The sequence below is a fragment of the Pseudomonas soli genome (assembly GCF_021283165.2).
Lineage (GTDB): Bacteria > Pseudomonadota > Gammaproteobacteria > Pseudomonadales > Pseudomonadaceae > Aquipseudomonas > Aquipseudomonas soli.
In genome coordinates this window covers 5,288,608-5,314,140 of record NZ_CP128543.1, presented here as the reverse complement: position 1 = coordinate 5,314,140, position 25,533 = coordinate 5,288,608, and the positions used below count along the sequence as shown (strand labels likewise).

Below are 25,533 nucleotides of genomic sequence, written 5' to 3'. Positions count from 1 at the left end.
CACCGCCCCGCGATAGCGTCAGGTCAGGCGCTGCAGACCTTCGAGGCAAGTCGCCAAATGATAGGGCGTGGTCGACGGCATGTCATGGCGGCTCACCGCCCCCTCGCCATCGCGGCACTCATGCCAGCCGCCTTCATGCAGGAAGCGTGACTCCAGCGCCGTGAGTTGCTCAAGCAGCCGCGCCTCGCTTCCCGGCCGCAGGGCCAGTGCCCGCAGGTACTCCGCCTGGGCCCAGATACGCTGTGTCGCGTCGATCACCTTGCCGTCCACATCCAGCGTCGCCAGCACCGCAGCATCCTTTACGCCGCACTGTTCGGCGAAGTCGAAGGCCCGCTCGATGGAGGCATGCAGCGCAGTACCGCGCAGCAACCCGGAAGTGTCGAGCAGGTAGAACCATTCGAACTGGTGGCCCGGCTCGAACCAGTTATCCACAGCCCCGCGCGGCTTCTCCAGCATCAGGCCATGGGCCGGTTCGACGAACTGCGCCTGCAGCGCTTCGCACAGCTGCAGCAGCGATTGGCGAACGTCGTCGTCCTCACGTACGGCCAGCACCTGCAGGAAGGCCTCGGCCAAGTGCATCTGCGGGTTCTGCAGCGGGCCGCTGCCCAGGTCTGACCAATCCTCACCCAGGCTGGCCTCGTACAGGCCATCGTCGCGGGCGAACTGCTCGTGGATCACCTCGAGGGCGCCATTGAGCGTGGCCTCCACCAGCCCTTCGTCGACCTTGCCCAGGTAATGGGCGCAAGCGAAGACGATGAAGGCGTGGGTGTAGAGGTCCTTGCGCCGGTCCAGCGGCCTGCCCTGGGCGTCGATGCTGTAGAACCAACCGCCGTGTTCGGCGTCATGGAAGTGCTTCTGCAACGAACGGAACAATGCCGCGGCGCGTTCGGCCGCGCCAGGTTGTTCGATGCGGCTGCTGAACAGGTACAGCTGGCGGGCGCAGGCCATGGCCCGGTAGCGTTGCACTGGCAGTGGCCGGTGCCGGGTGTCCAAAGCTTCGTACGGCAGGGCCATGTCGGCGTTCCAGCCCGGGCCTTGCCACAGCGGCACGATGCGCTCGGCGAAGTGCTGTTGGAAACGGGTCAGTGCGGGGCGGGGGTCGGACATGGTGGCGCTCGTGGACGGTCGGGCAGGGCGCCATGGTAGCAGAAGTGGCCATCGGTTCGTGGGAACGGGCAGCGTGGGAGCGGCGATGCGGCGACCCGACTTGCCCCGCTATGGCGCTATCGCGGGGCAAGTCGGGTCGCCGCATCGCCGCTCCCATGATCCTGTTTGGGCAAAAGCGTCAGGCTGGATTGCCCAGCCCCTGCCAATGCCGAGCGCCGACAAAAATGAAGCGCAGTTGCTGGGTGATCTTTTCCTGTGCCGTCAGTGCCTGTGCATGGCCCGGTTCGGGGCTGTCGATCAGCTCGGGCAGGGTGGCGAACACGGTCTTGACCACCAGGTCGGCCATCACCGCCAAAGCGGCGCCGTCCAGGTGCCGCCAGCGCGGCATGCGCGCAAGGTCGGTGGCCAGGTCGCTGCTGATGTCCTGGCGCAGGCGGGCGATGGCCTGGCGCACCGGTTGCGAGCCGCCGTACTGCTCGCGGGCCAGGAACAGGAACTGCGCGCGGTGGGCGGCGACCACGTCGAGGAAGATGCGCACCGAGGCATCGGTGATACCACCCAGTTCGAATTCGTTATGGCGCACCAGGCGGATGGTCTGGCGGAAGGTGGTGTCCACCTCGGCGACCAGGGCCAGGCCCAGGGCATCCATGTCAGGGAAGTGGCGGTAGAAGCCGGTGGGCACGATGCCGGCGGCCTTGGCCACCTCGCGCAGGCTGATGCTGCCGAAACCCCGGCCGCTCTCCATGAGCAGGCAGGCGGCATCCAGCAGGGCCTGGCGGGTTTGTAGCTTCTGTTCGGCGCGCGGCAGCATGGGGCAGGCTTCTATGACGGTACGGCTGGGCATTCTGGATAGAAAAACGAAGCCCGGTCAATGGACCGGGCTTGGAGGGGAGCAGCTACCGCACGGAGGGTTGTTGTTTTCGGCCATGGCGATCAGCTCACACGGCTGAGTTCGACCAGGCGATCCGAGCCACCCTCGGCTACACGGTTGTTGCGTTCGTTGAGGCGATCGGAGCCACCTTCGGCGACACGGTCGTTGCGTTCGATCAGGCGATCGGAGCCACCTTCGGCGACACGGTCATTGCGTTCGATCAGGCGATCAGAGCCACCCTCGGCGACACGGTCGTTGCGTTCGATCAGGCGATCCGAACCACCCTCGGCGACACGGTCATTGCGTTCGATCAGGCGATCAGAGCCACCTTCGGCAACACGGTTGTTACGTTCGAGCAGGCGTTCGGCACCGCCTTCGGCCACGCGGCCTGCACGTTCCTGCAGGCGCTCGGCGCCACCTTCTGCCAGGGGGTTCAGCGGTTGGCTGACGGTGATGGTGCTGGAGCGCGACTCGGCGCTCAGGTGCTGGTCTTCGGCTGGCAGGGCGAAGGCGTTGGCAGCAAGTACGGACAGGGTCAGGCTCAGCAGCAGATGGCGCTTCATGATTCGGTGCTCCTCTGGGGGGCTGGAAAGTGGGTACGGAGCCAATGCTACGCCCGGTAACTCCAGAGAAAAGTTCATCAGGATAATGGTAACAATCGACGGCATTGATACTGTGCGCGGAGCGCTCTGGCTCAATGTTTTCGGCGATGCGCCGAGCATTGAGGCAAGTCGACTCCCCGGTAACACTGCCACGCTCCGTAGACCAAAAGCTGAGAAAATCGTCAGGAAAATCTTGGTTATCATGCTGCGCGGATTAAACCCGGCGGGTTTTCATCAGTCCGACATAATGAGTGCCATCGTCGCGCCGCCTTCCAAGCAGTCAGGAGAATCACGCAATGACGCGCCCTGCCAGAATCATCGTCTGGACCTTCGCCACCCTGGCCACCCTGTTGGCAATCCTGGTGGTGGTGATCGCCACCTTCGACTGGAACCGCGTCAAGCCGCTGCTCAACGAGAAAGTCTCCGAAGCCCTGCACCGGCCTTTCGCGATCAACGGCAACCTCGCCGTGCACTGGCGCACCGAACCCGAGGAGGGTGGCTGGCGTGCCTTCGTGCCCTGGCCGCACTTCACCGCCGAAGACCTCACCCTGGGCAACCCCGAATGGCTCAAGGAGCCGCGCATGGTGGGCCTGGAGCGAGTGGATTTTCGCCTGGCGCCGCTGCCGCTGATCGTCCAGCGCATCAGCATCCCGCGCATCGACCTGGTCAAGCCCAGTGCCAGCCTCATCCGCCTGGCCGATGGCCGGGCCAACTGGGTGTTCGACTTCGGGCCCAAGGATGAGCACGAGGAGCCGTCGAAGTGGGTGCTGGACATCGGCGCGATCGGATTCGACCAGGGCAATGTCAGCTTCGACGACCAGACCCTGAAAACCAGCATGAAAGTGCAGGTTGATCCGCTGGGCAAGCCGATCCCGTTCAGCGATATCGTCGGCAAGGCCCGCGCCGAGAAAGCCGGCAATGCCCAGGACTATGCCTTCGGCTTCAAGGCCCAGGGGCGCTACAAGGGCCAGGCGGTTGCCGGCACCGGCAAGATCGGCGGCCTGCTGGCGCTGCAGGATGCCAGCCAGCCATTCCCGCTGCAGGCCGACGTGCGCATCGGCGATACCCACGTCGCCCTTGCCGGTACCCTGACCGACCCCCGCAACCTGGGCGCCCTCGACCTGCGCCTGAAGCTCTCCGGCAGCAGCCTGGGCAACCTCTACCCGCTGACCGGCGTGACCCTGCCAGACACGCCACCCTACGCCACCGACGGCCACCTGAGCGCCAACCTGCATGCCGCCGAGGGCGCGCATTTCCGCTATGAAGGCTTCAACGGCAAGATCGGCGACAGTGATATCCACGGCGGCCTGGCCTTCGTCGCCAGCCAGCCTCGGCCGAAACTGTCCGGCAACCTGGTCTCCAACCAACTGCTGTTCAAGGACCTGGCACCGCTGATCGGCGCCGATTCGAACGCCGAGCAGAAGGCCCGGGGCGGCGCCAGCAAGCAGCCGGCCAACAAGGTGTTGCCGGTAGAGGAGTTCCGCACCGAGCGCTGGCGGGCGATGGATGCCGATGTGACCTTCGCCGGCAAGCGCATCGTGCACAGCGAGAAACTGCCGTTCAATGACCTGTCTGCCCATGTGATTCTCGAGGACGGCCTGCTGCGCCTGGAACCGCTGCGCTTTGGCGTGGCCGGGGGCAACCTCGATTCCAACATCCGCCTGGACGGGCGCAGCACGCCGCTGCAGGGGCGTGCCCAGCTCACCGCCCGGGGCTTCAAGCTCAAGCAATTGTTCCCCAGCTTCGCGCCCATGCAGACCAGCTTCGGCGAGCTCAACGGCGACGCCGATATCAGTGGCAGGGGCAACTCGGTGGCGGCGCTGCTCGGTACTTCCAGCGGCGACCTGCGCCTGCTGATCAACGATGGCGCCATCAGCCGCAGCCTGATGGAGATCGCTGGGCTCAACGTGGGCAACTACGTGATCGGCAAGCTGTTTGGCGATGAGGAAGTGAAGATCAACTGTGCCGCAGCCGATGTCGGCATCAAGGAGGGCCTGGCGACCACCCGCCTGTTCGTCTTCGATACCGAGAACGCGATCATCTACATCGACGGCACGGCCAATTTCGCCAGCGAGCAACTGGACCTGAAGATCACCCCGGAATCGAAAGGGCTGCGGCTATTCTCGCTGCGGTCGCCATTGTACGTGCGCGGGCCGTTCGCCAAGCCCAGTGCCGGTGTGCAGGCAGTGCCGCTGGCGCTGCGTGGCGCGGGGATGGTGGCGTTGGGGGTGGTGGCGGGGCCTGCGGCGGGGCTGCTGGCGCTGATCGCGCCGAGCAGCGGGGATGTGCCCAACCAGTGCACGCCGTTGTTGCAGCAGATGCGCGCCGGCAAGGCGCCGGCGGCGGTGAAGGCCAAGAAGTAGGGGCGCTGCGCGCCCCCAATATTTACAACCCCTGCAACAGATCCGACATATCGTCGGCGTGCTCTTCTTCCTGGGCCAGGATGTCTTCGAAGATGCGCCGAGTGGTCGGGTCTTTATCACCGATGTACTGGATGATCTCGCGGTAGCTGTCGATGGCGATCCGTTCGGCCACCAGGTCCTCCAGCACCATCTCCTTCAATGAACTGCCCGCCACGTACTGGGCATGGGAATTCTTGGTCAGGTTGTCGGGGTTGAAGTCTGGCTCGCCGCCCAATTGCACGATGCGCTCGGCCAGCTTGTCGGCATGCTCGGCTTCCTGGGTGGCGTGCTCGAGGAACTCCGTGGCGGCGACGCTGGCCTTGATACCGCTGGCCATGAAGTAGTGACGCTTGTAGCGCAGCACGCAGACCAGCTCGGTGGCCAGCGACTCGTTGAGCAGGCGCAGGATCTTCTCGCGATCGGCGTGGTAACCCTCGGTCACCGCGCCTTGCTCGACATGCTGACGGGCACGTTCGCGCAGGGTTTTCACATCGGTCAGTTCAACGCTCATGTTCATCTCCGAAAGGATCAGGGTAGTCATGGGGTGTCATGCGCCGTGGACGGCGTCGCTGTCTTCCTGGCGTTGCTTGCAGGTCTTGAAGCCCTTGGCGTCGACATGGCCGGTGGCGTCGAAGCGCACGTAGTAGGGCTGTTGCTGGCCGTCACGGTTGAGGATGTAGTCGTTGCAGGTGCCACCGTGGGGCAGGTCGCTGACATTCGAAGGGCTGCCGCCGATGGCGATGACCTTCTGCATGGTCATGCCGTGCTCCACCTGCTTGACCAGCGGCTCGTTGCGGTAGGTGACGTAGTCCACCGGGTTTTCCGGGCGGCTGCCGCAGGCGGCGAGGGTGGCGCTTGCCAGAAGGATGGCCAGAGTCTGCTTGTACATGGTCCCGCTCCTTGCTCAGGGTCTGTTCTCCTTGGAACCGCGCAGCACGCCGGGAGTTCGATTGCGAATGACACAGGGCGCGCTGTAGTGTGGGCCGGTCGTCCATGGAAGAGGGCAGGGTGATGAGTCAGGAACTGGCCACGCGTTATCCATTGGTGCTGGTGCCGGGCATGCTCGGTTTCGTGCGGGTGCTGCTGTATCCCTACTGGTTCGGCATTGTCCCGGCGTTGCGCCGGGGCGGCGCGCAGGTGTATCCGGTGCAGGTGTCTCCGCTGCATTCCAGCGAGGTGCGCGGCGAGCAGCTGTTGATCATCATCGAGGACATCTGCCGGCGAACGGGGGCCGAGAAGGTCAACCTGATCGGCCACAGCCAGGGCGCGCTCAGTGCCCGCTATGCGGCGGCGAAGCGGCCAGGCCGGGTGGCCTCGGTGACCTCGGTGGCCGGCCCCAACCATGGCTCGGAACTGGCCGACCACCTTGAACGCACGGCGCCGGGCCACTCCGCCAAGGGGCGCCTCCTCAAGGCCGTGCTGCATGGTTTCGCCGTGCTGCTGGGCTGGCTGGAGACCGGCTGGCGCCGAGATCCGCTGCCGATCGACGTGCATGCCTCGCACCAGTCGCTGACCAGCGCCGGGGTGGCGCTGTTCAACCAGGCTTATCCACAGGGGCTGCCCGAGGTCTGGGGCGGCGAGGGGCCGGCCGAGGTGAACGGCGTGCGTTACTACTCCTGGTCAGGCACCTTGCAGCCGGGCCGCACCGACCAGGGGTTGAACCGCTTCGACGGCAGCAATCGCTTCTGCCGTCTGTTCGCCCGTAGCTTCGTGCGCGAGAAGGGTCACTGCGACGGCATGGTCGGGCGCTTCAGCTCGCACCTGGGCCAAGTGATCGGCGACGACTATCCGCTCGATCACCTGGACATCGTCAACCAGTCCCTCGGCGCCGTGGGCAAGGGCGCCGAGCCGGTGCGGCTGTTCACCGAACATGCTGCGCGGCTCAAGGCCGCGGGGTTGTGACCGTGCGCCGTACTGGCGTTGTCCAGCGCTCGGCCAGCAGCACGCCGACCAGTGTCAGCAAGCCGCCAACCAGGTGATAACTGGCCAGTTGCTCGTCCAGCACCACGGCGGCGATCACCGCCGTGACCACCGGCAGCAGGTTGAAGAACAGCGTGGTGCGGCTCGGGCCAAGGCGATGCACGGCCTGCATCCATACCCGCGGCGCGACCATCGAGGCCAGCAGGCCGGCATACAGCACCAGGCCGAAGTTGTGGCCGTTCAGCCCGGTCTTCGGTGACAGCACGAACAGCGGCAGCAGCACCAGGATAGCCACCAGCACCTGCAGGTAGAGCAACTGCAGCGGCGGCAGGCGCAGCTGCCATTTCTTCAGCAGGAAGCTGTACAGCGCATAGGCGAGGGTGGCCACCAGCATCATCAGGTCGCCACTGTTCAGGCCCTGATGTAGCAGCGTGCCAGGCTGCCCGGCCGAGACAACTTCGAGCACACCGAAGAACGACACGATCGCGCCCAGCAGCGCGCCGTAGCTCAGGCGCTGGCCCAGCCAGGCGATGGACAGGGCCAGTGACATCAGCGGCATCAGCGAGAGAATGATGCCCATGTTGGTGGCGCTGGTGATGCTGGCGGCGAAGTACGCCAGGCTCTGGTAGATGGCCATGCCCAGCACGCCCAGCACGAACACCTTGCCCAGGTGCGGGCGGATCGCCGCGCGGTTGCGCCAGACCTGGGGCAGCAGGAAGGGCGTGAACAGCAGGCCGGCCAGCAGCCAGCGGTAGAAGCCGATCTCTGCCGGGAAGATGGCCCCCGCGGACATCTTGGTGACCACGGTGTTGCCGGCCCAGATGAGGATGGCGATGAGGGGGAAGAGGTAGTTCATTGGGACTCTCAGGTAACGGGTGTCCCCTGCGGGAGCGGGCTCGCTCCTGCAGGGAGGGTATGACGGCGGGTATTATCGCTTGTCTGCTTGCATGCTTATACTTCCATCCAGACAACCTACCCCGCGAAGCAGACAGCATGACTCGCAAGTACCTCGACATTCCGCGCTTCGACCAGCTCCCGGCCCCGGTGTACTTTCGCTACGACGAATTCGGTGCCGACACCCACAGCGCCCCGCACCGTCACCCCTGGGGCCAGCTCAACTACGCGTCCCATGGCCTGATGCACCTGGACGTCGAAGGCCAGCGCTTCATCTCGCCGCCGCACTACGCCGTGTGGGTACCGCCGGATACCGAGCATGGCTGCTACAACCCCCAGGCCATCGTCTACCGCTCGGTCTACCTTGACCGCAGCCTGTGTGCCGGGCTGCCGGCGCAACCCTGCTGCCTGGTGATCAGCGACATCCTCAAGGCGATCCTTGGCGACTTCGCCCGCCGTGACCTGCGCGTCGCCCGGGACGAGCGTGACCAGCGCCTGGCACAGGTGCTGCTGGACCAGTTGCACCTGGCGCAGACCCAGACCTGCTACCTGCCCTTCGCCCGCAGCGACAGCCTGCGCCAGGTGCTTGAAGGATTGCATGACGAACCCGGCGACAACCGCCCGCTGGCTCACTGGGCCGGGCAGGTGCATGTCAGCGAGCGCACCCTGGCGCGGCAGTTCTTGCGTGAACTGGGAATGAGCTTCGGCGAATGGCGCCTGCGTCTGCGCTTTCTGCGCGCCATCGAGGCGCTCGAGGCAGGCACCGCGATCCAGTCCATCGCCTTCGACCTCGGCTACAGCAGCGCCTCGGCCTTCATAGCCATGTTCCAGCGCCAGGCCCGGTGCACCCCGGAACAGTACCGACGGCGAGCGCGGACAGAGATGTAAAAATTCTTGTCTACACTCAGCAGCGACGAGCGCGCATTCGGCGCGCAGGCAAGGAGACCACGCCATGAAGCTGCTGCACGTACCCCTGCTGGTGTTGGGCATGATGATCGCGGGGCAAGGATTTGCCGCCACCGCGCAACAGGAAAAGATGAAGACCTGCAACGCCGATGCCACTGCCAAGGCGCTCAAGGGCGACGAGCGCAAGGCATTCATGAGCACCTGCCTCAAGGCCAAGCCCGCCGCCACTCAGCAGGAAAAAATGAAAACCTGCAACGCCGACGCCACCACCAAAGCGCTCAAGGGCGATGAACGCAAGACCTTCATGAGCGACTGCCTGAAGAAGAAATGACCTGCGCCTATGCCTCTGCCGTGAAGGCTGGCAGACTGCGGAACTTTCCGCTGTCTGCCGTCGAGGCTGTATGACCTTCACCCCCCGCCAGATCACCCTTGCCAGCCTGCTCATCGTTGTCGCCGGCCTGCTGCTGGCGTTGCCGCTGAAACTGCTGCCCAGCTTGCTCGCCGGCCTGCTGGTATTCGAGCTGGTCAACATGCTGACGCCGCGCCTGCAACCGCTGATCGCTGGGCAGCGCGCACGCTGGCTCGCTGTGGCGCTGCTTGGCACCCTGGTAGTGAGCACATTGACCCTGCTGATCGCCGGTGCCTTCAGTTTCCTGTTGCATGAGGCCGAGAACCCCGGCGCCTCGCTGGACAAGTTCATGGGTTTGGTCGAGCGTGCGCGGGGCCAGTTGCCGCCGTTCATCGACGCCTACCTGCCGGCCAGTGCGGCCGAGTTCAAGGTGGCCATCGGCGATTGGCTCAAGAGTCACCTGAGCGAGTTGCAGCTCGTGGGCAAGGGCATGGCGCACATGTTCGTGACCCTGTTGATCGGCATGATCCTCGGCGCCATCGTCGCCCTGCAGCGCATCCCCGACATTTCCCGGCGCAAGCCCCTGGCCGCTGCCTTGTTCGAGCGCCTGAGCCTGCTGGTGCAGGCGTTTCGCAACATCGTCTTCGCGCAGATCAAGATCTCGCTGCTCAACACCTTCTTTACCGGCATCTTCCTCGCCGTGGTGTTGCCGCTGTTCGGCGTGCACCTGCCGCTGACCAAGACCCTGATCGTGCTGACCTTCCTGCTCGGGCTGCTGCCGGTAATCGGCAACCTGATGTCCAATACCCTGATCACCATCGTTGGTCTGTCGCTGTCGATCTGGGTGGCGATGGCGGCGCTGGGCTATCTGATCGTTATCCACAAGGTCGAGTATTTCCTCAACGCGCGGATCGTCGGCGGGCAGATCAGTGCCAAGGCCTGGGAGCTGTTGCTGGCGATGCTGGTGTTCGAGGCGGCGTTCGGCCTGCCGGGTGTGGTGGCGGGGCCGATCTACTACGCCTACTTGAAGAGCGAGTTGAAGCGGGCGGAGCTGGTCTGAGGATCACCAGGGCCGCAAAGCGGCCCCAAATCGATCAGAGCACGCCGTAACGCTTGCGCGCCTCGATCGCCAGGCCGCTGCCAATGCTGCCGAAGATATTGCCTTCCACATGCCGCGCATTGGGCAGCATCGCCGCCACGCTGTTGCGCAGCGCCGGAATGCCGCTGGAGCCGCCGGTGAAGAATACCGTGTCCACCTGGCTCTCGCTCACGCCGGCCTTGGCCAGCAATTCGCTCACACTGCCGCGCACGCGCTCGAGCAAACCGTCAATTGCATCTTCGAACAGTGCCCGGGTCAGCTCGGCCGACAGCTGCGGTTCGATCCGGCCAAAGTCGATGCTCCGGCTGTCGCGCTCGGTCAGCTCGATCTTGCTGGCTTCCACCTCCATCGCCAACCAGTGCCCGGCGCGCTGCTCGATCAGCTTGAACAGTCGGTCGATGCCGAGGGTGTCCTCGATGTCATAGCGCATGCTGCCCAGGGCCAGTTGCGACTTCTGCGCATACAGGGCGTTGATGGTGTGCCAGGTGGCCAGGTTGAGGTGGTAGCTGGTGGGCATCAGCGCGCCGCTCTTCATCCGGCTGCCGTAGCCGAACAGCGGCATCACGCCCTGCAGGCTCAGTTGCTTGTCGAAGTCGGTACCGCCGATGTGCACGCCGCCGGTGGCGAGGATGTCGTCATGGCGCTCGGCCACCAGGTGGCGCTCGGGCGACAGGCGGATCAGGGTAAAGTCCGAGGTACCACCGCCGATATCGACAATCAGTACCAGCTCTTCACGGCTGATGCCCGACTCGTAGTCGAAGGCCGCGGCGATCGGTTCGTACTGGAACGACACGTCCTTGAAGCCGATCTTGCGCGCAACTTCCGCCAGGGTATCCTCGGCTTCCTGGTCGGCGGCCGGGTCCTCGTCGACGAAGAATACCGGGCGGCCCAGCACCACCTGGTCGAATTCGCGGCCGGCATCGGCTTCGGCGCGCTTTTTCAGTTCGCCGATGAACATGCCCAGCAGGTCCTTGAACGGCAGGGCGCTGCCCAGCACGCTGGTGTCGTGCTTGATCAGCTTGGAGCCCAGCAGGCTCTTGAGCGAGCGCATCAGGCGGCCTTCGTAGCCCTCCAGGTACTCGTGCAGGGCCAGGCGGCCATACACCGGGCGACGTTCCTCGATGTTGAAGAAGACCACCGACGGCAGGGTGATCTTGCCGTCTTCCAGGGCGATCAGCGATTCGGCGCCAGGGCGGTGCCAGCCGACCGTGGAGTTGGAGGTGCCGAAGTCGATGCCGAGGGCGCGGGCCGGGGATACGTCAGACATGAAGGAGAGCTTCCGGAGGCAAAACGGCCGCGCAGTTTATGCCAGTCTGCGGCTAAATCAAGACCGGTCGTCTGCGATAGCGCAACCCCGGATGAACCTTGAAAGGCTATGCTTGACCCCAATCTTCAGTAGCAATACGTACATTCACATCGGTGATCCATAGATGGACTTCAAAGACTATTACAAGATACTCGGCGTCGAGGCGAGCGCGGACGAGAAGGCGATCAAGGCCGCTTACCGCAAGCTCGCGCGCAAGTATCACCCGGATGTCAGCAAGGAGCGTGACGCCGAGGACAAGTTCAAGGAGGCCAACGAGGCCTACGAAGTGCTTGGCGACAAGGACAAGCGCGCCGAGTACGACGAGATCCGCAAGTATGGCGGCCAGCATGGCCGGCCTTTCCAGGCACCGCCTGGCTGGCAGTCCCGTGGCGGCAATGGCGGCGGCGGTGGCTTCGAGGGCGGCGATTTTTCCGATTTCTTCAGCTCGATCTTCGGCGCCCGGGGTGGCAACCCCTTCGGTGGCGGCGGTGGCCGGCAACAACGCAGTACCGGCAGGCGAGGGCAGGACGTGGAACTGGAGCTGGCGGTGTTCCTCGAGGAAACCCTGAACAAGGAATCCAAGCAGATCAGCTTCCAGGTGCCGCAGACTAACGCTGCCGGCCAGCGCACCGGGTTCACCACCAAGACCCTGAACGTGAAGATCCCTGCCGGGGTGACCGACGGCGAGCGCATCCGCCTCAAGGGCCAGGGCGCGCCGGGCGTGGGCGGTGGCGCCAATGGCGACCTGTTCCTGACCATCCGCATGGCACCGCACCCGCTGTTCGATGTCGAAGGTCATGACCTGATCATCACCGTGCCGCTGGCACCGTGGGAGGCAGCGCTCGGCGCCAAGGTGGCCGTGCCGACCCTGACCGGCAAGATCAACCTGACCATCCGCCCCGACAGCCAGAGCGGCCAGCGCCTGCGGGTCAAGGGCATGGGCCTGCTGAACAAGCAGGGCGAGCGCGGCGACCTGTACGCCCAGCTCAAAGTCGTGATGCCCGCCCAATCCGATGACGCAACGCGTGCACTGTGGACCCAGCTCTCCGAGAAAGCCGCGTTCAATCCGAGGACTCAATGGAGTAAGTGATCATGAGCAGCACCCTGATCGTTCAACTGGACATGCGTACCCTTTGCCAGGAAGCCGACCTCACGGCCGATTGCGTGATCGAGATCGTCGAGCACGGCATTGTTGAACCTTCGGGGCGAACGCCGGAGGAATGGGTGTTCGACGACCGCGCGCCGGTCACCCTCAAGCGCGCGGTGAAGCTGCATGATCAGCTGGAGCTCGAATGGGAAGGGGTGGCCCTGGCGCTGGAATTGCTGGAGGAAGTGCAGCAGTTGCGCAGCGAGAACCACATGCTGCGCCAACGGTTGGGCCGGTTTACCCAGATGTGAACGTTGTGGGGCCGCACGGCGGCCCCTCGGGTTTCACGGCTGCGCCCCTGGATCGAGCATCAGTTGCATGAAGGTCAGGTCCAGCCACCGGCCGAACTTCACGCCCACCTGCGGCATCTGCCCGGTCACCACGAACCCCAGCCGCTCATGCAGGCGCACCGACGCGGCATTGCCGCTTTCGATGGCGGCGACCATCACATGCTTGCCACAGCCCCTGGCCCGCTCGACCAGTGCTGCCATCAGCACCGGCCCCAGACCTTTGCCGCGCTGGTCTCCACGGATGTACACCGAATGTTCGACCGTATGGCGAAAGCCCTCGAACGGCCGCCAGTCGCCGAATGAGGCGTAACCGAGCACGCCGCTGTCATCCACCGCCACCAGGATCGGATAACCCTGCTGCGCACGGGCCTCGAACCAGGCCAGGCGATTGGCCAGGTCCACCGGGGTTTCGTTCCAGATCGCCGTGGTGTTGGCCACGGCGTCATTGTAGATGTCGAGGATGCCCGGCACGTCGTCGATCAGGGCGTCGCGGATCTGGTAACTCATGACAGCGTCTCGCAAGGGAAGTGGTTGCAGATTAAATGGTAACCAGGCCGCGCACACCTTCGGCCTGCATGTTTTCGCCGCGGCCGCGCTGGACGATTTCGCCACGGGCCATGACCAGGTACTGGTCGGCCAGTTCCTCGGCGAAGTCGTAGAACTGCTCCACCAGCAGGATGGCCATGTCGCCACGGTCGGCGAGCTTGCGGATCACCGCGCCGATCTCCTTGATCACTGAGGGTTGGATACCTTCGGTGGGCTCGTCGAGGATCAGCAGGCGCGGGCGGCTGGCCAGGGCGCGGCCGATGGCCAATTGTTGCTGCTGGCCGCCGGACAGGTCGCCGCCACGGCGTTGTTTCATCTGCTCCAGCACCGGGAACAGTTCGTAGATGAATGCCGGCACATCCCGTGCCTCGCGGGCGGGGAACCGCGACAGGCCCATCAGCAGGTTTTCCTCCACGGTCAGGCGCGGGAAGATCTCGCGGCCCTGGGGCACGTAGGCGATGCCGGCCTGCACTCGTTGTTGTGGCTTGAGTGTGGTGATCGCTTTGCCTTCCCATTCCACGCGGCCCTCGCGGGCCGGCAGCAGGCCCATCAGGCAGCGCAGCAGGGTGGTCTTGCCCACGCCGTTGCGGCCCAGCAGGCAGGTGACCTCGCCGACCTTGGCCTCGAAGGACAGGCCGCGCAGGATGTGGCTACCGCCGTAGTACTGGTGCAGGGTGTCGATTTTCAGCATGTCTTGCCCTTGTGTGATTTGTGCGTGAGAGCGGGCTTCATAGGCCTATCTACCGAGGTACACCTCGACCACTCGCTCATCCTCCTGCACCTGCGCCAGCGACCCTTCGGCCAGCACACTGCCCTGATGCAGCACCGTCACATGGTCGGCAATGCTGCCGACGAACCCCATGTCATGCTCCACCACCATCAGCGAATGCCTGCGCGCCAGCGAGCGGAACAGCTCGGCGGTGAACTCGGTCTCGGCATCGGTCATCCCCGCCACCGGCTCATCAAGCAGCAGCAGCTTCGGCTCCTGCACCAGTAGCATGCCGATCTCCAGGAACTGCTTCTGCCCGTGGGACAGCAACCCCGCCTGGCGCTGGGCCAGGGGCAGCAGCCGCAAGGTGGTCAGCACCTCGTCGATGCGCTGGCGCTGCTCGCCGCTCAAGCGTGCCAGCAGGCTGGCCCACACCGACTTGTCGGCCTTGAGCGCCAGCTCCAGGTTCTCGAACACCGTCAACGCCTCGAACACCGTGGGCTTCTGGAATTTGCGGCCGATGCCGGCCTGGGCGATCTGGCATTCGCTCATGCGGGTCAGGTCGAGGGTGTCGCCGAAAAACGCGGTCCCCGTGTCGGGCCGAGTCTTGCCGGTGATCACGTCCATCATCGTGGTCTTGCCGGCGCCGTTGGGGCCGATGATGCAGCGCAACTCACCGACGCCGATGTACAGGTTCAGGTCGTTGAGCGCCTTGAAGCCGTCGAAACTGACGCTGATGCCCTCCAGGCTCAGCACCGTGCCGTGGCGGGTGTCGAGCCCAGTCTCGCGGCGCCGACCGAGGCCGATCGCCTCGCGACCGCTGCCGATCTGGTCGAAGATCGGTTCGAGCATGAATTCCGGATGTACCGGGGGCACGCTTCTCATGGCTGGCTCCTTTTCTTCACAAGGCCGACCACGCCCTTGGGCAGGTACAGGGTGACGAGGATGAACAGCGCGCCGAGGAAGAACAGCCAGAACTCGGGAAACGCCACGGTGAACCAGCTCTTCATGCCATTGACCAGGCCGGCGCCGAGCAGTGGCCCGATCAACGTGCCGCGCCCGCCCAGGGCCACCCACACGGCGGCCTCGATGGAGTTGGTCGGCGACATCTCGCTGGGGTTGATGATGCCCACCTGCGGCACGTACAGCGCCCCGGCCAGGCCGCACAGCACGGCGCTGAGCACCCATACCAGCAGCTTGAAGCCACGCGGGTCGTAGCCGCAGAACATCAGGCGGTTCTCGGCGTCACGCACGGCAGTGAGCAGGCGCCCGAACTTGCTCTGGGTCAGGCGCCAGCACAGGAACAGGCTGCCCAGCAGCAGGCCGACCGTGAGCAGGAACAGCACGGCCCGGGTGCCCTGGGCGGCGATGTCGAAACCGACGATGGTGCGGAAGCTGGTGAAGCCGTTGTTGCCGCCAAAGCCTGTCTCGTTGCGGAAGAACAGCAGCATCCCGGCGAAGGTCAGGGCCTGGGTCATGATCGAGAAATACACGCCCTTGATCCGCGAGCGGAAGGCGAAGAAGCCGAACACCAGCGCCAGCAGCCCCGGCGCCAGCACCACCAGGCACAGCGCCCAGGCGAAATGCTGGGTGCCGGCCCAGTACCAGGGCAGCTCGCTCCACGACAGGAAGGTCATGAACCCCGGCAGGCCGTCGCCGGCCGCCTGGCGCATCAGGTACATGCCCATGGCGTAGCCGCCCAGGGCGAAGAACAGGCCATGGCCGAGCGACAGCAACCCGGCGTAGCCCCAGACCAGGTCCAGGGCCAGGGCGACGATGGCGTAGCAGAGGACCTTGCCGACCAGGGTCAGGGTGTAGGCCGAGACCTGCAAGGCGTGCCCGTCGGGCAGCAGCGACAGCAGCGGCAGGGCCAGCAGCACCAGGACGACAACGGCGCCGACGGCCATTGAAACCCGGGTGCCGGCCTTGCGCGTGGCAGTGACAATCAATGGCTGGTTCATCAGTCGATTACCCGTCCCTTGAGGGCGAACAGGCCTTGCGGGCGCTTCTGGATGAACAGAATGATCAGCGCAAGGATGAGGATCTTGCCCAGCACCGCACCGATCTGCGGCTCCAGCAGTTTGTTGGCGATGCCCAGTCCGAAGGCCGCCCACAGGCTGCCAGCCAGTTGGCCGACACCGCCGAGCACCACCACCAGGAACGAGTCGATGATGTAGCTCTGGCCCAGGTCCGGCCCCACGTTGCCGACCTGGCTCAAGGCCACGCCGCCGAGCCCGGCGATGCCTGAGCCGAGGCCGAAGGCGAGCATGTCGACGCGGCCGGTGGACACCCCGCAGCAGGCGGCCATGTTGCGGTTCTGGGTGACCGCGCGCACGTTCAGGCCCAGCCGCGTGCGGTTGAGCAGCAGCCAGGTGAGCAGCACCACGGCGAGGGCGAAGCCGATGATCACCAGGCGGTTGTACGGCAGCACCAGGTTGGGCAGCACCTGGATGCCGCCGGACAGCCAGGCCGGGTTGCTTACCTCGACGTTCTGCGCGCCGAAGAGCAGGCGCACGGCCTGGATCAGGATCAGGCTGATGCCCCAGGTGGCCAGCAGGGTCTCCAGCGGGCGGCCATACAGGTGGCGGATCACCGTGCGCTCCAGGGCCATGCCGACCCCGGCGCTGACGGCGAAGGCCACCGGCAGGGCGATCAGCGGGTAAAACTCGATGGCACCGGGGGCATAGCGCTGCAGCAGCACCTGGACCATATAGGTGCTGTAGGCGCCGAGCATCAGCATCTCGCCGTGGGCCATGTTGATCACCCCGAGCAGGCCGAAGGTGATCGCCAGGCCCAGTGCCGCCAGCAGCAGAATCGAGCCCAGCGACAGACCGCTGAAGGCCTGGCCGAGCAGTTCGCCCACCAGCAGCTTGCGCTGTACCTGGGCCAGGCTGGTTTCGGCGGCGGTGCGCACGGCTGCGTCGGTTTCGGCGTTGGGTTGTAGTAGCGCTTCAAGCCGGGTGCGGGCCAGCGGGTCACCGGTTTCGCCGAGCAGACGCACGGCGGCCAGACGCACTGCCGGGTCGCTGGCGCCCAGTTGCAGGTTGGCCAGGGCCAAGCCGAGGGCCGCGTGCACGGCGGCGTCGGGTTCGGCGGCGAAGCGCCGGTCGAGGAAGGCCATCTGTGCCGGCTGGGCGCTTTTCTGCAACTGCTGGGCGGAGGCCAGGCGGATTGCGCTGTTGTCGCTGAGCAGCTGGTGGCTGGCCAGGGCGTTGTCGATCAGGCCGCGCAGGCGGTTGTTCAGGCGTAGTTTGCGGGTGTCATTTTCAGCGATGCGGCCCTGGCGCAGGTTGTCCAGCAGCGGCAGGCGGGCGGCGTCGGGTTGCGCGGCCCAGGTTTCGAGCAGGCGCGCCTGTTCGGCGGGTTTGGCGCTGAGGAAGAATTCGCCTTCGCTGGCTTGGGTGGCCAGGGGCAGTAGCAGTAGAAAGGTGAGCAGGAGTCTGAGCATGCGGGCCATCCTGGAAATCGGCGGTGGATTCATCGCGGATGAATCCGCTCCTACACGGACCTGTAGGAGCGGATTTATCCGCGATAGGGCTGCGCAGCAGCCCCAGTGCACTCAGTTACCCTTCACCGCATAATCCGGCCGCTTGTCATTCCCCGGAATGAACGGGCTCCACGGCTGCGCCCGCAACGGCTCTTCTGTCTGCCAGACCACACTGAACTGCCCGTCATCCTGGATCTCGCCGATCATTACCGGCTTGTGCAGGTGGTGGTTGCTCTTGTCCATGGTCAGGGTGAAGCCCGACGGTGCCTTGAAGCTCTGCCCGGCTAACGCTTCACGTACTTTGTCGACGTCCGTGGACTTGGCTTTCTCGGCGGCCTGCGCCCACATGTGAATGCCCACGTAGGTGGCTTCCATCGGATCGTTGGTCACCGCCTTGTCGGCCCCGGGCAGGCCCTTGGCCTTGGCGTAGGCCTTCCAGTCGGCGACGAACTTCTGGTTCACCGGGTTATCCACCGACTCGAAGTAGTTCCACGCCGCCAGGTGGCCCACCAGCGGCTTGGTGTCGATGCCGCGCAGCTCTTCTTCACCCACCGAGAACGCCACCACCGGCACATCGGTGGCCTTCAGCCCCTGGTTGGCCAGCTCCTTGTAGAACGGCACGTTGGAGTCGCCGTTGACCGTGGAGATCACCGCTGTCTTGCCGCCCGCCGAGAACTTCTTGATGTTGGCGACGATGGTCTGGTAATCGCTGTGGCCGAACGGCGTGTAGACCTCTTCGATATCCTTGTCGGCCACGCCCTTGCTGTGCAGGAATGCGCGCAAGATCTTGTTGGTGGTGCGCGGGTAGACGTAGTCGGTGCCCAGCAGGAAGAAGCGCTTGGCGCCGCCACCGTCCTCGCTCATCAGGTATTCCACCGCAGGGATCGCCTGCTGGTTGGGCGCCGCGCCGGTGTAGAACACGTTCGGCGACATCTCTTCACCCTCGTATTGCACCGGGTAGAACAGCAGGCCATTGAGCTCCTCGAACACCGGCAGCACCGACTTGCGCGACACCGAGGTCCAGCAGCCGAACACCACCGCCACCTTGTCCTGGGTCAGCAACTGGCGGCTCTTCTCGGCGAACAGCGGCCAGTTGGACGCAGGGTCCACCACCACCGCCTCGAGCTGCTTGCCGTTGACCCCGCCCTTGGCGTTGATCTCGTCGATGGTCATCAGCGCCATGTCCTTGAGCGAGGTCTCGGAAATGGCCATGGTCCCGGAAAGCGAATGCAAGATGCCGACCTTGATGGTCTCGGCGGCCTGGATGCTCCAGCTCAGGCCCATTGCGGCAATCGATGCGCTGAGGGTGAAGGCCTTGATCAGACTGCGTCGCTTCATGTGCTCACTCCGATGTGATGGTGGGTGTTGGCCAGATCGGAGATTGCAAGGGCTGTGCCGAGCGATGGAATGTGCTTGGTAGAGCGGTTATGCGACGAATCGGGGCGCGGGGTGTGGCCAGGATGGTGCTTGCTGCACAGGCTTGCACAGGATTGGGGCCCGGGGCGATGAACACTTTTGACACATAAGCGGTACTTGAGTACCGTGCCGCACCGCAGTAGTTTCTGCGGTTCGGGATTGGCGTCCCGCTGTCAGAACCGGGCACATCGCACCTGCGATAGCGTGTCCTGCATGGTTGCACCCGTTATGGGCGGAGCCGTGTGTGGGAGCCTTCGGGCTCACCGGACCTTCTGACCGGCAACGCCAACCCGCACGGCTCCGTCCACCCATATTGGCGTATGGGCACGGAGATACACTTCAGAAGGCTGCAAGGAGTCGCACCATGCTCAAGAAGATCGTTCCAGATCCACCGTTCGCATTTGTCGAGATCGCCACCTTTCATCGAGAGGTGCAGCCATGAACCAGGAATCGTTGGTCAACCTTACCCCGCGCAAATCACGTCCCGTCACCGCTTGTTCCCACTTTGGCACCTGCAATCACGCCCATGATCCGATTCTCTCGGTACGTGCTGGCGTTGATAGCGAGGATGCGCTGGTGTGCGCCGTGGCGGCGTTGAAGGCGGCGTATGAGACCAATGCTGCCGCGTTGGAGAAGGCGGGGGAGCCGTTGCGCAGTTTGCTGACGGCGACGGAGAACTCGCTGGAGAAAGGCCTGGCGTTGGCCGAAGCCGTGCTTGAAGGGTTGGAGCAAGGCTAGCGGGCCTCATAGCGGGGCAAGCCCGCTCCCACGCCGACCTCACACGGCAGGCGTGGGAGCGGGCTTGCCCCGCGATGGGTTCAGGATCAGTTGTTCGACGCCCCACGCACGGCGGTACGCGGCTGACGCCTGCTGCGCACGAACTGATAGGTCACCGCCAGAATCACGAACCAGATCGGCGTGACCACCAGCGCCGAGCGCGTATCCGCCTCCAGGCTCAACAGCACCAGAATGCCGGCAAAGAACACCAGGCACACGTAGCACATGAAACGCCCGCCGGGCATCTTGTAGGTGGACTGCTCATGCAGCGCCGCGCGCTGTTTGCGGTAGCTCAGGTACGACAGCAGGATCAGCGTCCATACGAACATGAACAGCACCGCCGACACCGTCGTCACCAGGGTGAAGGCTTCGATCACATTGGGTACCAGGTAGATCAGCACCGCGCCCAGCAGCAGGCATGTGCAGGAGAAGTACAGGCCGTTGGCCGGCACCGCGCGGCGCGAGAGTTTCTCGAACGCCTTGGGCGCATCGCCCTCCTGGGCCAGGCCGAACAGCATGCGGCTGGTGGAGAACACGCCGCTGTTGGCCGACGAGGCCGCAGAAGTCAGCACCACGAAGTTGATGATGCTTGCCGCCGCCGGCAGGCCGGCCAGCACGAACAGCTCGACGAACGGGCTCTTGCCCGGCACCACGTCGCGCCATGGGGTCACGGCCATGATGGCGATCAGCGCCAGCACGTAGAACACGATGATGCGGATCGGGATCGAGTTGATCGCCCGCGGCAGGGTGCGCTCGGGGTTCTTCGCTTCGGCGGCGGTGGTGCCCACCAGTTCGATACCGACGAAGGCGAATACGGCGATCTGGAAGCCGGCGAAGAAGCCCAGCAGGCCATTGGGGAACATGCCGCCGTCATTCCACAGGTTGGTCAGGGTGGCGGTGTGCCCACTCGGCGACTGGAAGCCGGTGATGACCATGTACAGGCCGGTGGCGACCAGGCCCATGATGGCGATGATCTTGATCAGGGCGAACCAGAATTCCATTTCGCCGAACATCTTCACCGTCACCAGGTTCAGCGACAGCAACAGCGCCACGCAGCTCAGCGCCGGTATCCACTGCGGCAGGTCGGGGAACCAGAATTGTGTGTAGGCGGCAATCGCCACCACGTCGGCGATGCCGGTGACCACCCAGCAGAACCAGTAGGTCCAGCCGGTGAAGTAGCCGGCCCAGGGGCCAAGCAGGTCGGCGGAGAAATCGATGAACGACTTGTAGTTGAGGTTCGACAGCAGCAGCTCGCCCATGGCGCGCATGACGAAGAACAGCATGAAGCCGATGATCATGTAGACGAAGATGATCGACGGGCCGGCCAGGCTGATGGTCTTGCCCGAGCCCATGAACAGGCCGGTGCCGATGGCGCCGCCAATGGCGATGAGCTGGATGTGGCGGTTGGTCAGGTTGCGTTGCAGGTGCTGCTCTTCGGAGGGTGTCTGGGAGGTCCGGGTCATAGGCTGCATTCCATTGAGGGTCAGTCTTTTTGTGAGCGAAAGCCGAGTAGGCTATCACGTCGCGTTCCAATCGCGGGTGTGGCAGATCGGCACGATCTTGGCGGTACAGCGCGATGCTCGACATGACTGGAGTCAATGGTTGCATGGGCTGGCATCATCGCTGGCAAGCCGGCTCCCACAGGGATCGCATCCACCCTTGTGGGAGCCGGCTTGCCGGCGATCAGGCCGGAACAGCCAAGCAAGGTCTCAGGCCCGGGCCAAGGCCCGCTGCCGCACCACCAGGCTATCCACCCCCCACATCACCACCATGGACAACCCCACCAGCGGGAAGGCGAGGCCCAGCACCAGCATCACCGCCACCGCCGTCTTCCAGCGCGGCAGGTCATGGCGCAGTGGCGGCACCCCCAGCCCACCGGCCGGCTTGCGCTTCCACCACATCACCAGCCCGCTTACCGAACCCAGCAAGATCATCAGGCACACCAGCAGGATGACGAGCTGGTTCAACGGCCCGAACATCTTGCCCTCGTGCAGCATCACCCCCAGCTCCGTGGCGCGGGCCACCGGGCTGTAGTCCTGCCAGCGCACGTCGGCCAGCACCTGCCCGGTGTACTGGTCGACATGCAGGGTGGCGTCGTTGCGCGGATCGTCGGCGAACACCGCGATGGTGAACACGCCGTCGGCACTGGTCGGCAGGGTGATGCTGTAGCCCGGTTCGACCTTGCGCAGGGTGGCGACATCCTCGACTTGTTGCAGGCTGACCTGCGGCGCCGCTGGTGCGTGATCCATCATGTGATGCCCGGCATGCTCGGCATGGGCGCCGGACACTGGCATCGGCGTGTTCTCCATCGCCCACGGCACGGTCTGGCGGTGGGCGCTGTTGAGGTCGCGGGCTTCTTTGTCGGACTTGGGCACGTCGTTCCACATGGCCGCCGGGAAGCGGTTCCACAGGTCGGCGTACTGTTTGCCCCACAGCCCGGTCCAGGTCATGCCGCTGAGCAGCATCAGCAGCAGCAGGGCCGAGCCCCAGAAACCGGTGACGGCATGCAGGTCGCGCCACAGCAAGCGGCCGCGCGCGCTGAAACGTGGCCACAGCACGCCCGCGCTGCTGCGCCCGCGTGGCCACCAGAGATAGAGCCCGGACACCACCAGCACAATGCCCCAGCCCGCCGCCAGTTCAACCAGCCGGTCACCGACCGTGCCGACCATCAGTTCGCCATGCAAGGCGCGTGCGATGGCCTGCAGGTTCTGTTTGCCATCCTGCTCGCCCAGTACCTGGCCGCTGTACGGGTCGACGAAGACATTCAGCTCGCGCCCGCCGTCATGCACCACGAACTGTGCGCTGCGCTCGGCGCTCACCGGCGGCAGATACTGTCCCACCTGGCCTTGTGGATAAGCCTGGCGCACGTTGGCCAGCAGCGTGTCGGCGCCCTGTCGGTGATGGCCGGCCTCGACCACCATCAGCTCGCGGTACATCAACGGATCGAGTTGCGGCTTGAACAGGTAGATGATCCCGGTAAGCGCCAGCAGGATCATGAATGGCGCCACGAACAGCCCGGCATAGAAATGCCAGCGCCACGCAAGGTTGTAGAAGGAAACGTTTGGTTTGCTCATTAGAGCCTCCCGTAGACCTTAAGTGGGCGCGGTCAGGTCCCGCGCCCGTTTGTTGTTGTCAGAAGCTGAAGTCGACCTTGGTCCAGAAGGTCCTGCCTGGCTCGTTCACCGGGTCCGTGGCGCTGGCCGGGTAGCCGAACCCGGCGTTCCCGGCCAGGTTCAGGTGCTCGGCGTAGGCCTTGTCGAACAGGTTGTCGACGCCCGCGCTGAGCTTGAGGTTGTTGTTGACCTTGTAGGCGCCGTTGAGCGAGAACACGCCGAAGCCTGAGCTTGCGTCGTAATCCTTGCCGACCACGTTGCCCTGGTTTTTGGCAATGCGGGTCTGCTCGGCGACCAGGCGCCACAGGGCACCGACGCTCCAGGTGTCGCGGCTGTAGGTCAGCCCCAGGCGGCTTTCCAGCGGTGGCATCTGTGGCAGGGCCTTGCCGTCGCTGCTGTTCTTGCCCCAGGCGTAGGCCAGGGTGGCGTCGGCCTTCCAGTTCTCGGTCAGTTTGTAGGCCGCGCCCAGTTCGCCGCCCATGATGCGGGCGTCGACGTTCTGCGCCTGGGAGGTGAGCGAGCCCATCATGTTGCGCTGGTAGTCGAACAGGATGTAGTCGCGGACCTGCCCGACATAACCCGAGGCCCAGGCCTCCAGGCGCTCGTCGCGGTACTGGATGCCGAAGTCGAGCTGGGTGGTCTTCTCCGGCTTGATGCCGTCGAAGGCGTTGACCGAGCCGGCCGGGGCGCGCTTGGGCGAGAACAGCTCCCAGTAGTCGGGGAAGCGCTGGGTGTGGCCGAGGCCGATGTAGGTGGTGGCCGGAATCGCCGCCAGGTCGTGCTCGTAGCGCACGAAGCCGCTGGGCAGGGTGTCGGCGCGGGTGTCGCCTTCGGTGGCGCTGCCCTTGCGGAAATCGCGGGCCGAGGCACGGTCCAGGCGGGCGCCGGTGACCAGGCGATCCTCACCGGTCGCATACCAGGTGAGCTCGCCGAAGGCGCCGTAGTTGTGGAAGTCGGCGTCCTTGGTCCAGGGCTGGCCCTTGTGCGCGTTGACGCCCATGCCGCCGCGCTGGCGGTGTTCGTTGGTCTGCGCGTCGATGCCGCTGATCAGTTGCACGTCGGCCCAGCGCCAGGTGGCCTTGATCCGTGCGCCCATGGTACGGCGGTCGACGTTGCTGACCATGGGCATGCCCATCATGCCGGTGCCCGACGGAGTGCGCAGGGTGTAGTTGTCCATCACGTGGTCAGCGTAGTTGTAGTAGACCTGCGCCTCGACCTTGTCGAGCACCTCGCCCAGGTTGGACTTCTCGAAGCGCAGCCCCAGGCTCTCGCGCTTGAACTGCGAACCGTCCATGCCGCGTCCGGCGGAGCGAGCCTCGCCGTCGCCCTTGCCAGCGGTCAGTTCCAGCAAGGTGTCGGCGTCCGGGGTCCAGCCGAGGCTGACGTCGCCGTTCCACTTGTCCCAGCGCGACGGCACGGTATCGCCGTTGCCGTCCTCGAAGTCGTCCGAGTGCGACTGGTTACCGATGAAGCGCACGTAGCCGAGCTGGTTGCCGGCCGCGGCGTCGAGGACCTTGTCGAAGCGGCCGTTGGAGCCAGCCAATACGCTGCCGTTGACCCGGCTACCCAACTCGCCGAACTTCTCCGGCTCACGCTCGAAGAGAATGGTGCCAGCCGAGCCGCCCGGCCCCCAGATCACGCTCTGCGGGCCCTTGATCACGGTGAGGCGGTCGTAGGTTTCCGGCGAGATGTACGAGGTTGGCGCGTCCATGCGGCCCGGGCAGGCGCCGAGCATCATGCCGCCGTTGGTGAGGATGTTCAGGCGCGAACCGAACATGCCGCGCAGCACCGGGTCGCCATTGGTGCCGCCAGCGCGGATCACCGAGAACCCGGGGATGGTCTTGAGGTAGTCACCGCCGTCGCTGGCCGGCACGGGCTGGCGCGGGTCCTTGGGGTTGGTGACCACGGTCAGCGGCGAGCTCGGGGCGATGGCGGTGATCACCGTCGGGCTCAGTTCGGCCGCGTCGTGGATGTGGCCTTCGTGGCCGGTTTCGGCGGCAAGGGCCAGTGGCGCGAGCAGCGAGCCGCAGAGCACGGCGATGGTGCCGCGCAGGGAAAGGGCAAAAACAGGGGTGCAGCCGGACATAATGATTCCAGTCGATCAGTCATGAGTCAGCGCGAAGCCTCCTGGCTTCGGGCGTTTATCGGGTTGTGTTCAGGCGACGATCGAACCGGGCGGCGCGCGGCTGCGGGCGCCGGGGAATACAGCCTGCCGGGCATGGCCCTGGCGCGTGGCATTGGCGAGGTGGACAGGGGGGAGTTGGCTGCCCGCAGTCAGCGGGCTGAGGGTCTGGGGCAGGGCGGGGCAGTTGAACAGCAGGCTGCAGTAGCCGCACTTCTCCCACATGACATGCAGCTGGCCATCGTTGCCGTGGCCATGGTGCTCGTCGTGAGCGTGGGCCATGGGCATGCTCATCGACATGTCCATGGGCATGCCGGCGTGGTGCTCCATTGGCATCGACTGGGAAACCAGCGGGCCGATGAAGATCATCCACATGGCGAACAGGCTCAGCCAGCCGCCACCGACGCGCCTGCGATCAGGGCGGGTGCTGCGGGCGGAGCTGTAGCGCGGCAGGCTCATGGCGAGCGCCT

Annotated in this window: 25 protein-coding genes; 8 read left to right on the top strand and 17 right to left on the bottom strand. The window is 65.1% G+C overall.

Going from position 1 to position 25,533, the window contains the following annotated elements; translation table 11 throughout:
* Positions 1–18: 18 nt before the first annotated feature.
* The 3 genes from LU688_RS24550 to LU688_RS24540 form a co-directional block, all read right to left on the bottom strand.
* On the bottom strand, positions 19–1,107 hold the full coding sequence (locus tag LU688_RS24550) for an AGE family epimerase/isomerase (RefSeq protein ID WP_094012221.1): 1,089 nt from the start codon (positions 1,105–1,107) through the stop codon (positions 19–21).
* 178 nt (positions 1,108–1,285) lie between these two features.
* Positions 1,286–1,918, bottom strand: a complete 633-nt coding sequence (locus LU688_RS24545) for a TetR family transcriptional regulator (protein WP_038706886.1) — start codon at positions 1,916–1,918, stop codon at positions 1,286–1,288.
* A gap of 122 nt (positions 1,919–2,040) precedes the next feature.
* On the bottom strand, positions 2,041–2,541 hold the full coding sequence (locus tag LU688_RS24540) for a phage infection protein (protein WP_094012222.1): 501 nt from the start codon (positions 2,539–2,541) through the stop codon (positions 2,041–2,043).
* Positions 2,542–2,876: 335 nt separating this feature from the next.
* Here LU688_RS24540 and LU688_RS24535 point away from each other — a divergent pair, with 335 nt between their 5' ends.
* Positions 2,877–4,943: an AsmA family protein gene (locus LU688_RS24535; protein ID WP_094012223.1), complete on the top strand. Its 2,067-nt coding sequence runs from the start codon at positions 2,877–2,879 to the stop codon at positions 4,941–4,943.
* 22 nt (positions 4,944–4,965) lie between these two features.
* Here LU688_RS24535 and LU688_RS24530 read toward each other — a convergent pair whose 3' ends face one another.
* Complete coding sequence (locus tag LU688_RS24530; protein ID WP_094012224.1) at positions 4,966–5,523, bottom strand: ferritin-like domain-containing protein; 558 nt, start codon at positions 5,521–5,523, stop codon at positions 4,966–4,968.
* Positions 5,524–5,529: 6 nt separating this feature from the next.
* A complete protein-coding gene (gene osmE, locus LU688_RS24525; RefSeq protein ID WP_094012225.1) occupies positions 5,530–5,871 on the bottom strand; it encodes an osmotically-inducible lipoprotein OsmE in 342 nt (113 codons plus the stop codon).
* A gap of 122 nt (positions 5,872–5,993) precedes the next feature.
* On the opposite strand from osmE, the gene LU688_RS24520 reads away from it, so the two are divergent.
* Positions 5,994–6,884 carry a lipase family alpha/beta hydrolase gene (locus LU688_RS24520; protein WP_094012226.1) on the top strand — a complete coding sequence of 297 codons (891 nt, stop codon included), beginning with the start codon at positions 5,994–5,996 and terminating at the stop codon, positions 6,882–6,884.
* Here the strand turns inward: LU688_RS24520 and LU688_RS24515 are convergent.
* Complete coding sequence (locus LU688_RS24515) at positions 6,865–7,758, bottom strand: DMT family transporter (protein ID WP_023632532.1); 894 nt, start codon at positions 7,756–7,758, stop codon at positions 6,865–6,867. The two genes, LU688_RS24520 and LU688_RS24515, sit on opposite strands and share 20 nt — an antisense overlap.
* Before the next feature lie 137 nt (positions 7,759–7,895).
* On the opposite strand from LU688_RS24515, the gene LU688_RS24510 reads away from it, so the two are divergent.
* The 3 genes from LU688_RS24510 (at position 7,896) to LU688_RS24500 (ending at position 10,111) form a co-directional block, all read left to right on the top strand.
* Positions 7,896–8,684, top strand: coding sequence for an AraC family transcriptional regulator (locus tag LU688_RS24510; protein WP_094012227.1), 789 nt, complete (start codon positions 7,896–7,898; stop codon positions 8,682–8,684).
* A 64-nt stretch (positions 8,685–8,748) separates the two neighbouring features.
* Positions 8,749–9,033, top strand: coding sequence for a PsiF family protein (locus LU688_RS24505; RefSeq protein ID WP_023630090.1), 285 nt, complete (start codon positions 8,749–8,751; stop codon positions 9,031–9,033).
* Positions 9,034–9,103: 70 nt separating this feature from the next.
* The gene (locus LU688_RS24500) at positions 9,104–10,111 is read left to right on the top strand and encodes an AI-2E family transporter (RefSeq protein WP_023630089.1); all 1,008 of its coding nucleotides are present in this window, start codon (positions 9,104–9,106) and stop codon (positions 10,109–10,111) included.
* A 34-nt stretch (positions 10,112–10,145) separates the two neighbouring features.
* Here the strand turns inward: LU688_RS24500 and LU688_RS24495 are convergent, their stop codons facing one another.
* Positions 10,146–11,417, bottom strand: coding sequence for an Hsp70 family protein (locus LU688_RS24495; protein WP_094012228.1), 1,272 nt, complete (start codon positions 11,415–11,417; stop codon positions 10,146–10,148).
* 163 nt (positions 11,418–11,580) lie between these two features.
* On the opposite strand from LU688_RS24495, the gene cbpA reads away from it, so the two are divergent.
* Entirely contained in the window at positions 11,581–12,546 is a 966-nt protein-coding gene (gene cbpA, locus LU688_RS24490) for a curved DNA-binding protein (RefSeq protein ID WP_094012229.1), read from the top strand.
* 2 nt (positions 12,547–12,548) lie between these two features.
* Positions 12,549–12,854, top strand: a complete 306-nt coding sequence (locus LU688_RS24485; RefSeq protein WP_023630087.1) for a chaperone modulator CbpM — start codon at positions 12,549–12,551, stop codon at positions 12,852–12,854.
* 33 nt (positions 12,855–12,887) lie between these two features.
* Here LU688_RS24485 and LU688_RS24480 read toward each other — a convergent pair whose 3' ends face one another.
* From LU688_RS24480 to urtA, 6 genes are all read right to left on the bottom strand, one after another.
* Positions 12,888–13,400, bottom strand: a complete 513-nt coding sequence (locus LU688_RS24480; RefSeq protein WP_023630086.1) for a GNAT family N-acetyltransferase — start codon at positions 13,398–13,400, stop codon at positions 12,888–12,890.
* A gap of 31 nt (positions 13,401–13,431) precedes the next feature.
* A complete protein-coding gene (gene urtE / locus LU688_RS24475) occupies positions 13,432–14,130 on the bottom strand; it encodes an urea ABC transporter ATP-binding subunit UrtE (RefSeq protein WP_023630085.1) in 699 nt (232 codons plus the stop codon).
* A gap of 45 nt (positions 14,131–14,175) precedes the next feature.
* Positions 14,176–15,033 carry an urea ABC transporter ATP-binding protein UrtD gene (urtD, locus tag LU688_RS24470; RefSeq protein ID WP_094012231.1) on the bottom strand — a complete coding sequence of 286 codons (858 nt, stop codon included), beginning with the start codon at positions 15,031–15,033 and terminating at the stop codon, positions 14,176–14,178.
* Positions 15,030–16,109, bottom strand: a complete 1,080-nt coding sequence (urtC, locus tag LU688_RS24465) for an urea ABC transporter permease subunit UrtC (protein WP_062572703.1) — start codon at positions 16,107–16,109, stop codon at positions 15,030–15,032. The genes urtD and urtC overlap by 4 nt, the downstream gene beginning before the upstream one ends.
* Positions 16,109–17,596 carry an urea ABC transporter permease subunit UrtB gene (gene urtB, locus LU688_RS24460; protein WP_177182943.1) on the bottom strand — a complete coding sequence of 496 codons (1,488 nt, stop codon included), beginning with the start codon at positions 17,594–17,596 and terminating at the stop codon, positions 16,109–16,111. Before urtB ends, urtC begins: the two co-directional genes overlap by 1 nt.
* Before the next feature lie 111 nt (positions 17,597–17,707).
* Positions 17,708–18,973 (bottom strand): urea ABC transporter substrate-binding protein, encoded by a 1,266-nt coding sequence (urtA, locus tag LU688_RS24455; protein ID WP_094012233.1) that lies wholly within the window; start codon positions 18,971–18,973, stop codon positions 17,708–17,710.
* Between the two features lie 516 nt (positions 18,974–19,489).
* Here urtA and LU688_RS24450 point away from each other — a divergent pair.
* On the top strand, positions 19,490–19,789 hold the full coding sequence (locus tag LU688_RS24450; RefSeq protein WP_028691297.1) for a hypothetical protein: 300 nt from the start codon (positions 19,490–19,492) through the stop codon (positions 19,787–19,789).
* 86 nt (positions 19,790–19,875) lie between these two features.
* Here LU688_RS24450 and cycA read toward each other — a convergent pair whose 3' ends face one another.
* The 4 genes from cycA to LU688_RS24430 form a co-directional block, all read right to left on the bottom strand.
* Complete coding sequence (gene cycA / locus LU688_RS24445) at positions 19,876–21,291, bottom strand: D-serine/D-alanine/glycine transporter (RefSeq protein WP_094012234.1); 1,416 nt, start codon at positions 21,289–21,291, stop codon at positions 19,876–19,878.
* A gap of 246 nt (positions 21,292–21,537) precedes the next feature.
* A complete protein-coding gene (locus LU688_RS24440) occupies positions 21,538–22,902 on the bottom strand; it encodes a PepSY-associated TM helix domain-containing protein (RefSeq protein WP_104444852.1) in 1,365 nt (454 codons plus the stop codon).
* A gap of 58 nt (positions 22,903–22,960) precedes the next feature.
* Entirely contained in the window at positions 22,961–25,027 is a 2,067-nt protein-coding gene (locus LU688_RS24435) for a TonB-dependent copper receptor (protein WP_160290815.1), read from the bottom strand.
* Between the two features lie 69 nt (positions 25,028–25,096).
* On the bottom strand, positions 25,097–25,522 hold the full coding sequence (locus LU688_RS24430; RefSeq protein ID WP_023631117.1) for a DUF2946 domain-containing protein: 426 nt from the start codon (positions 25,520–25,522) through the stop codon (positions 25,097–25,099).
* Positions 25,523–25,533 lie beyond the last annotated feature (11 nt).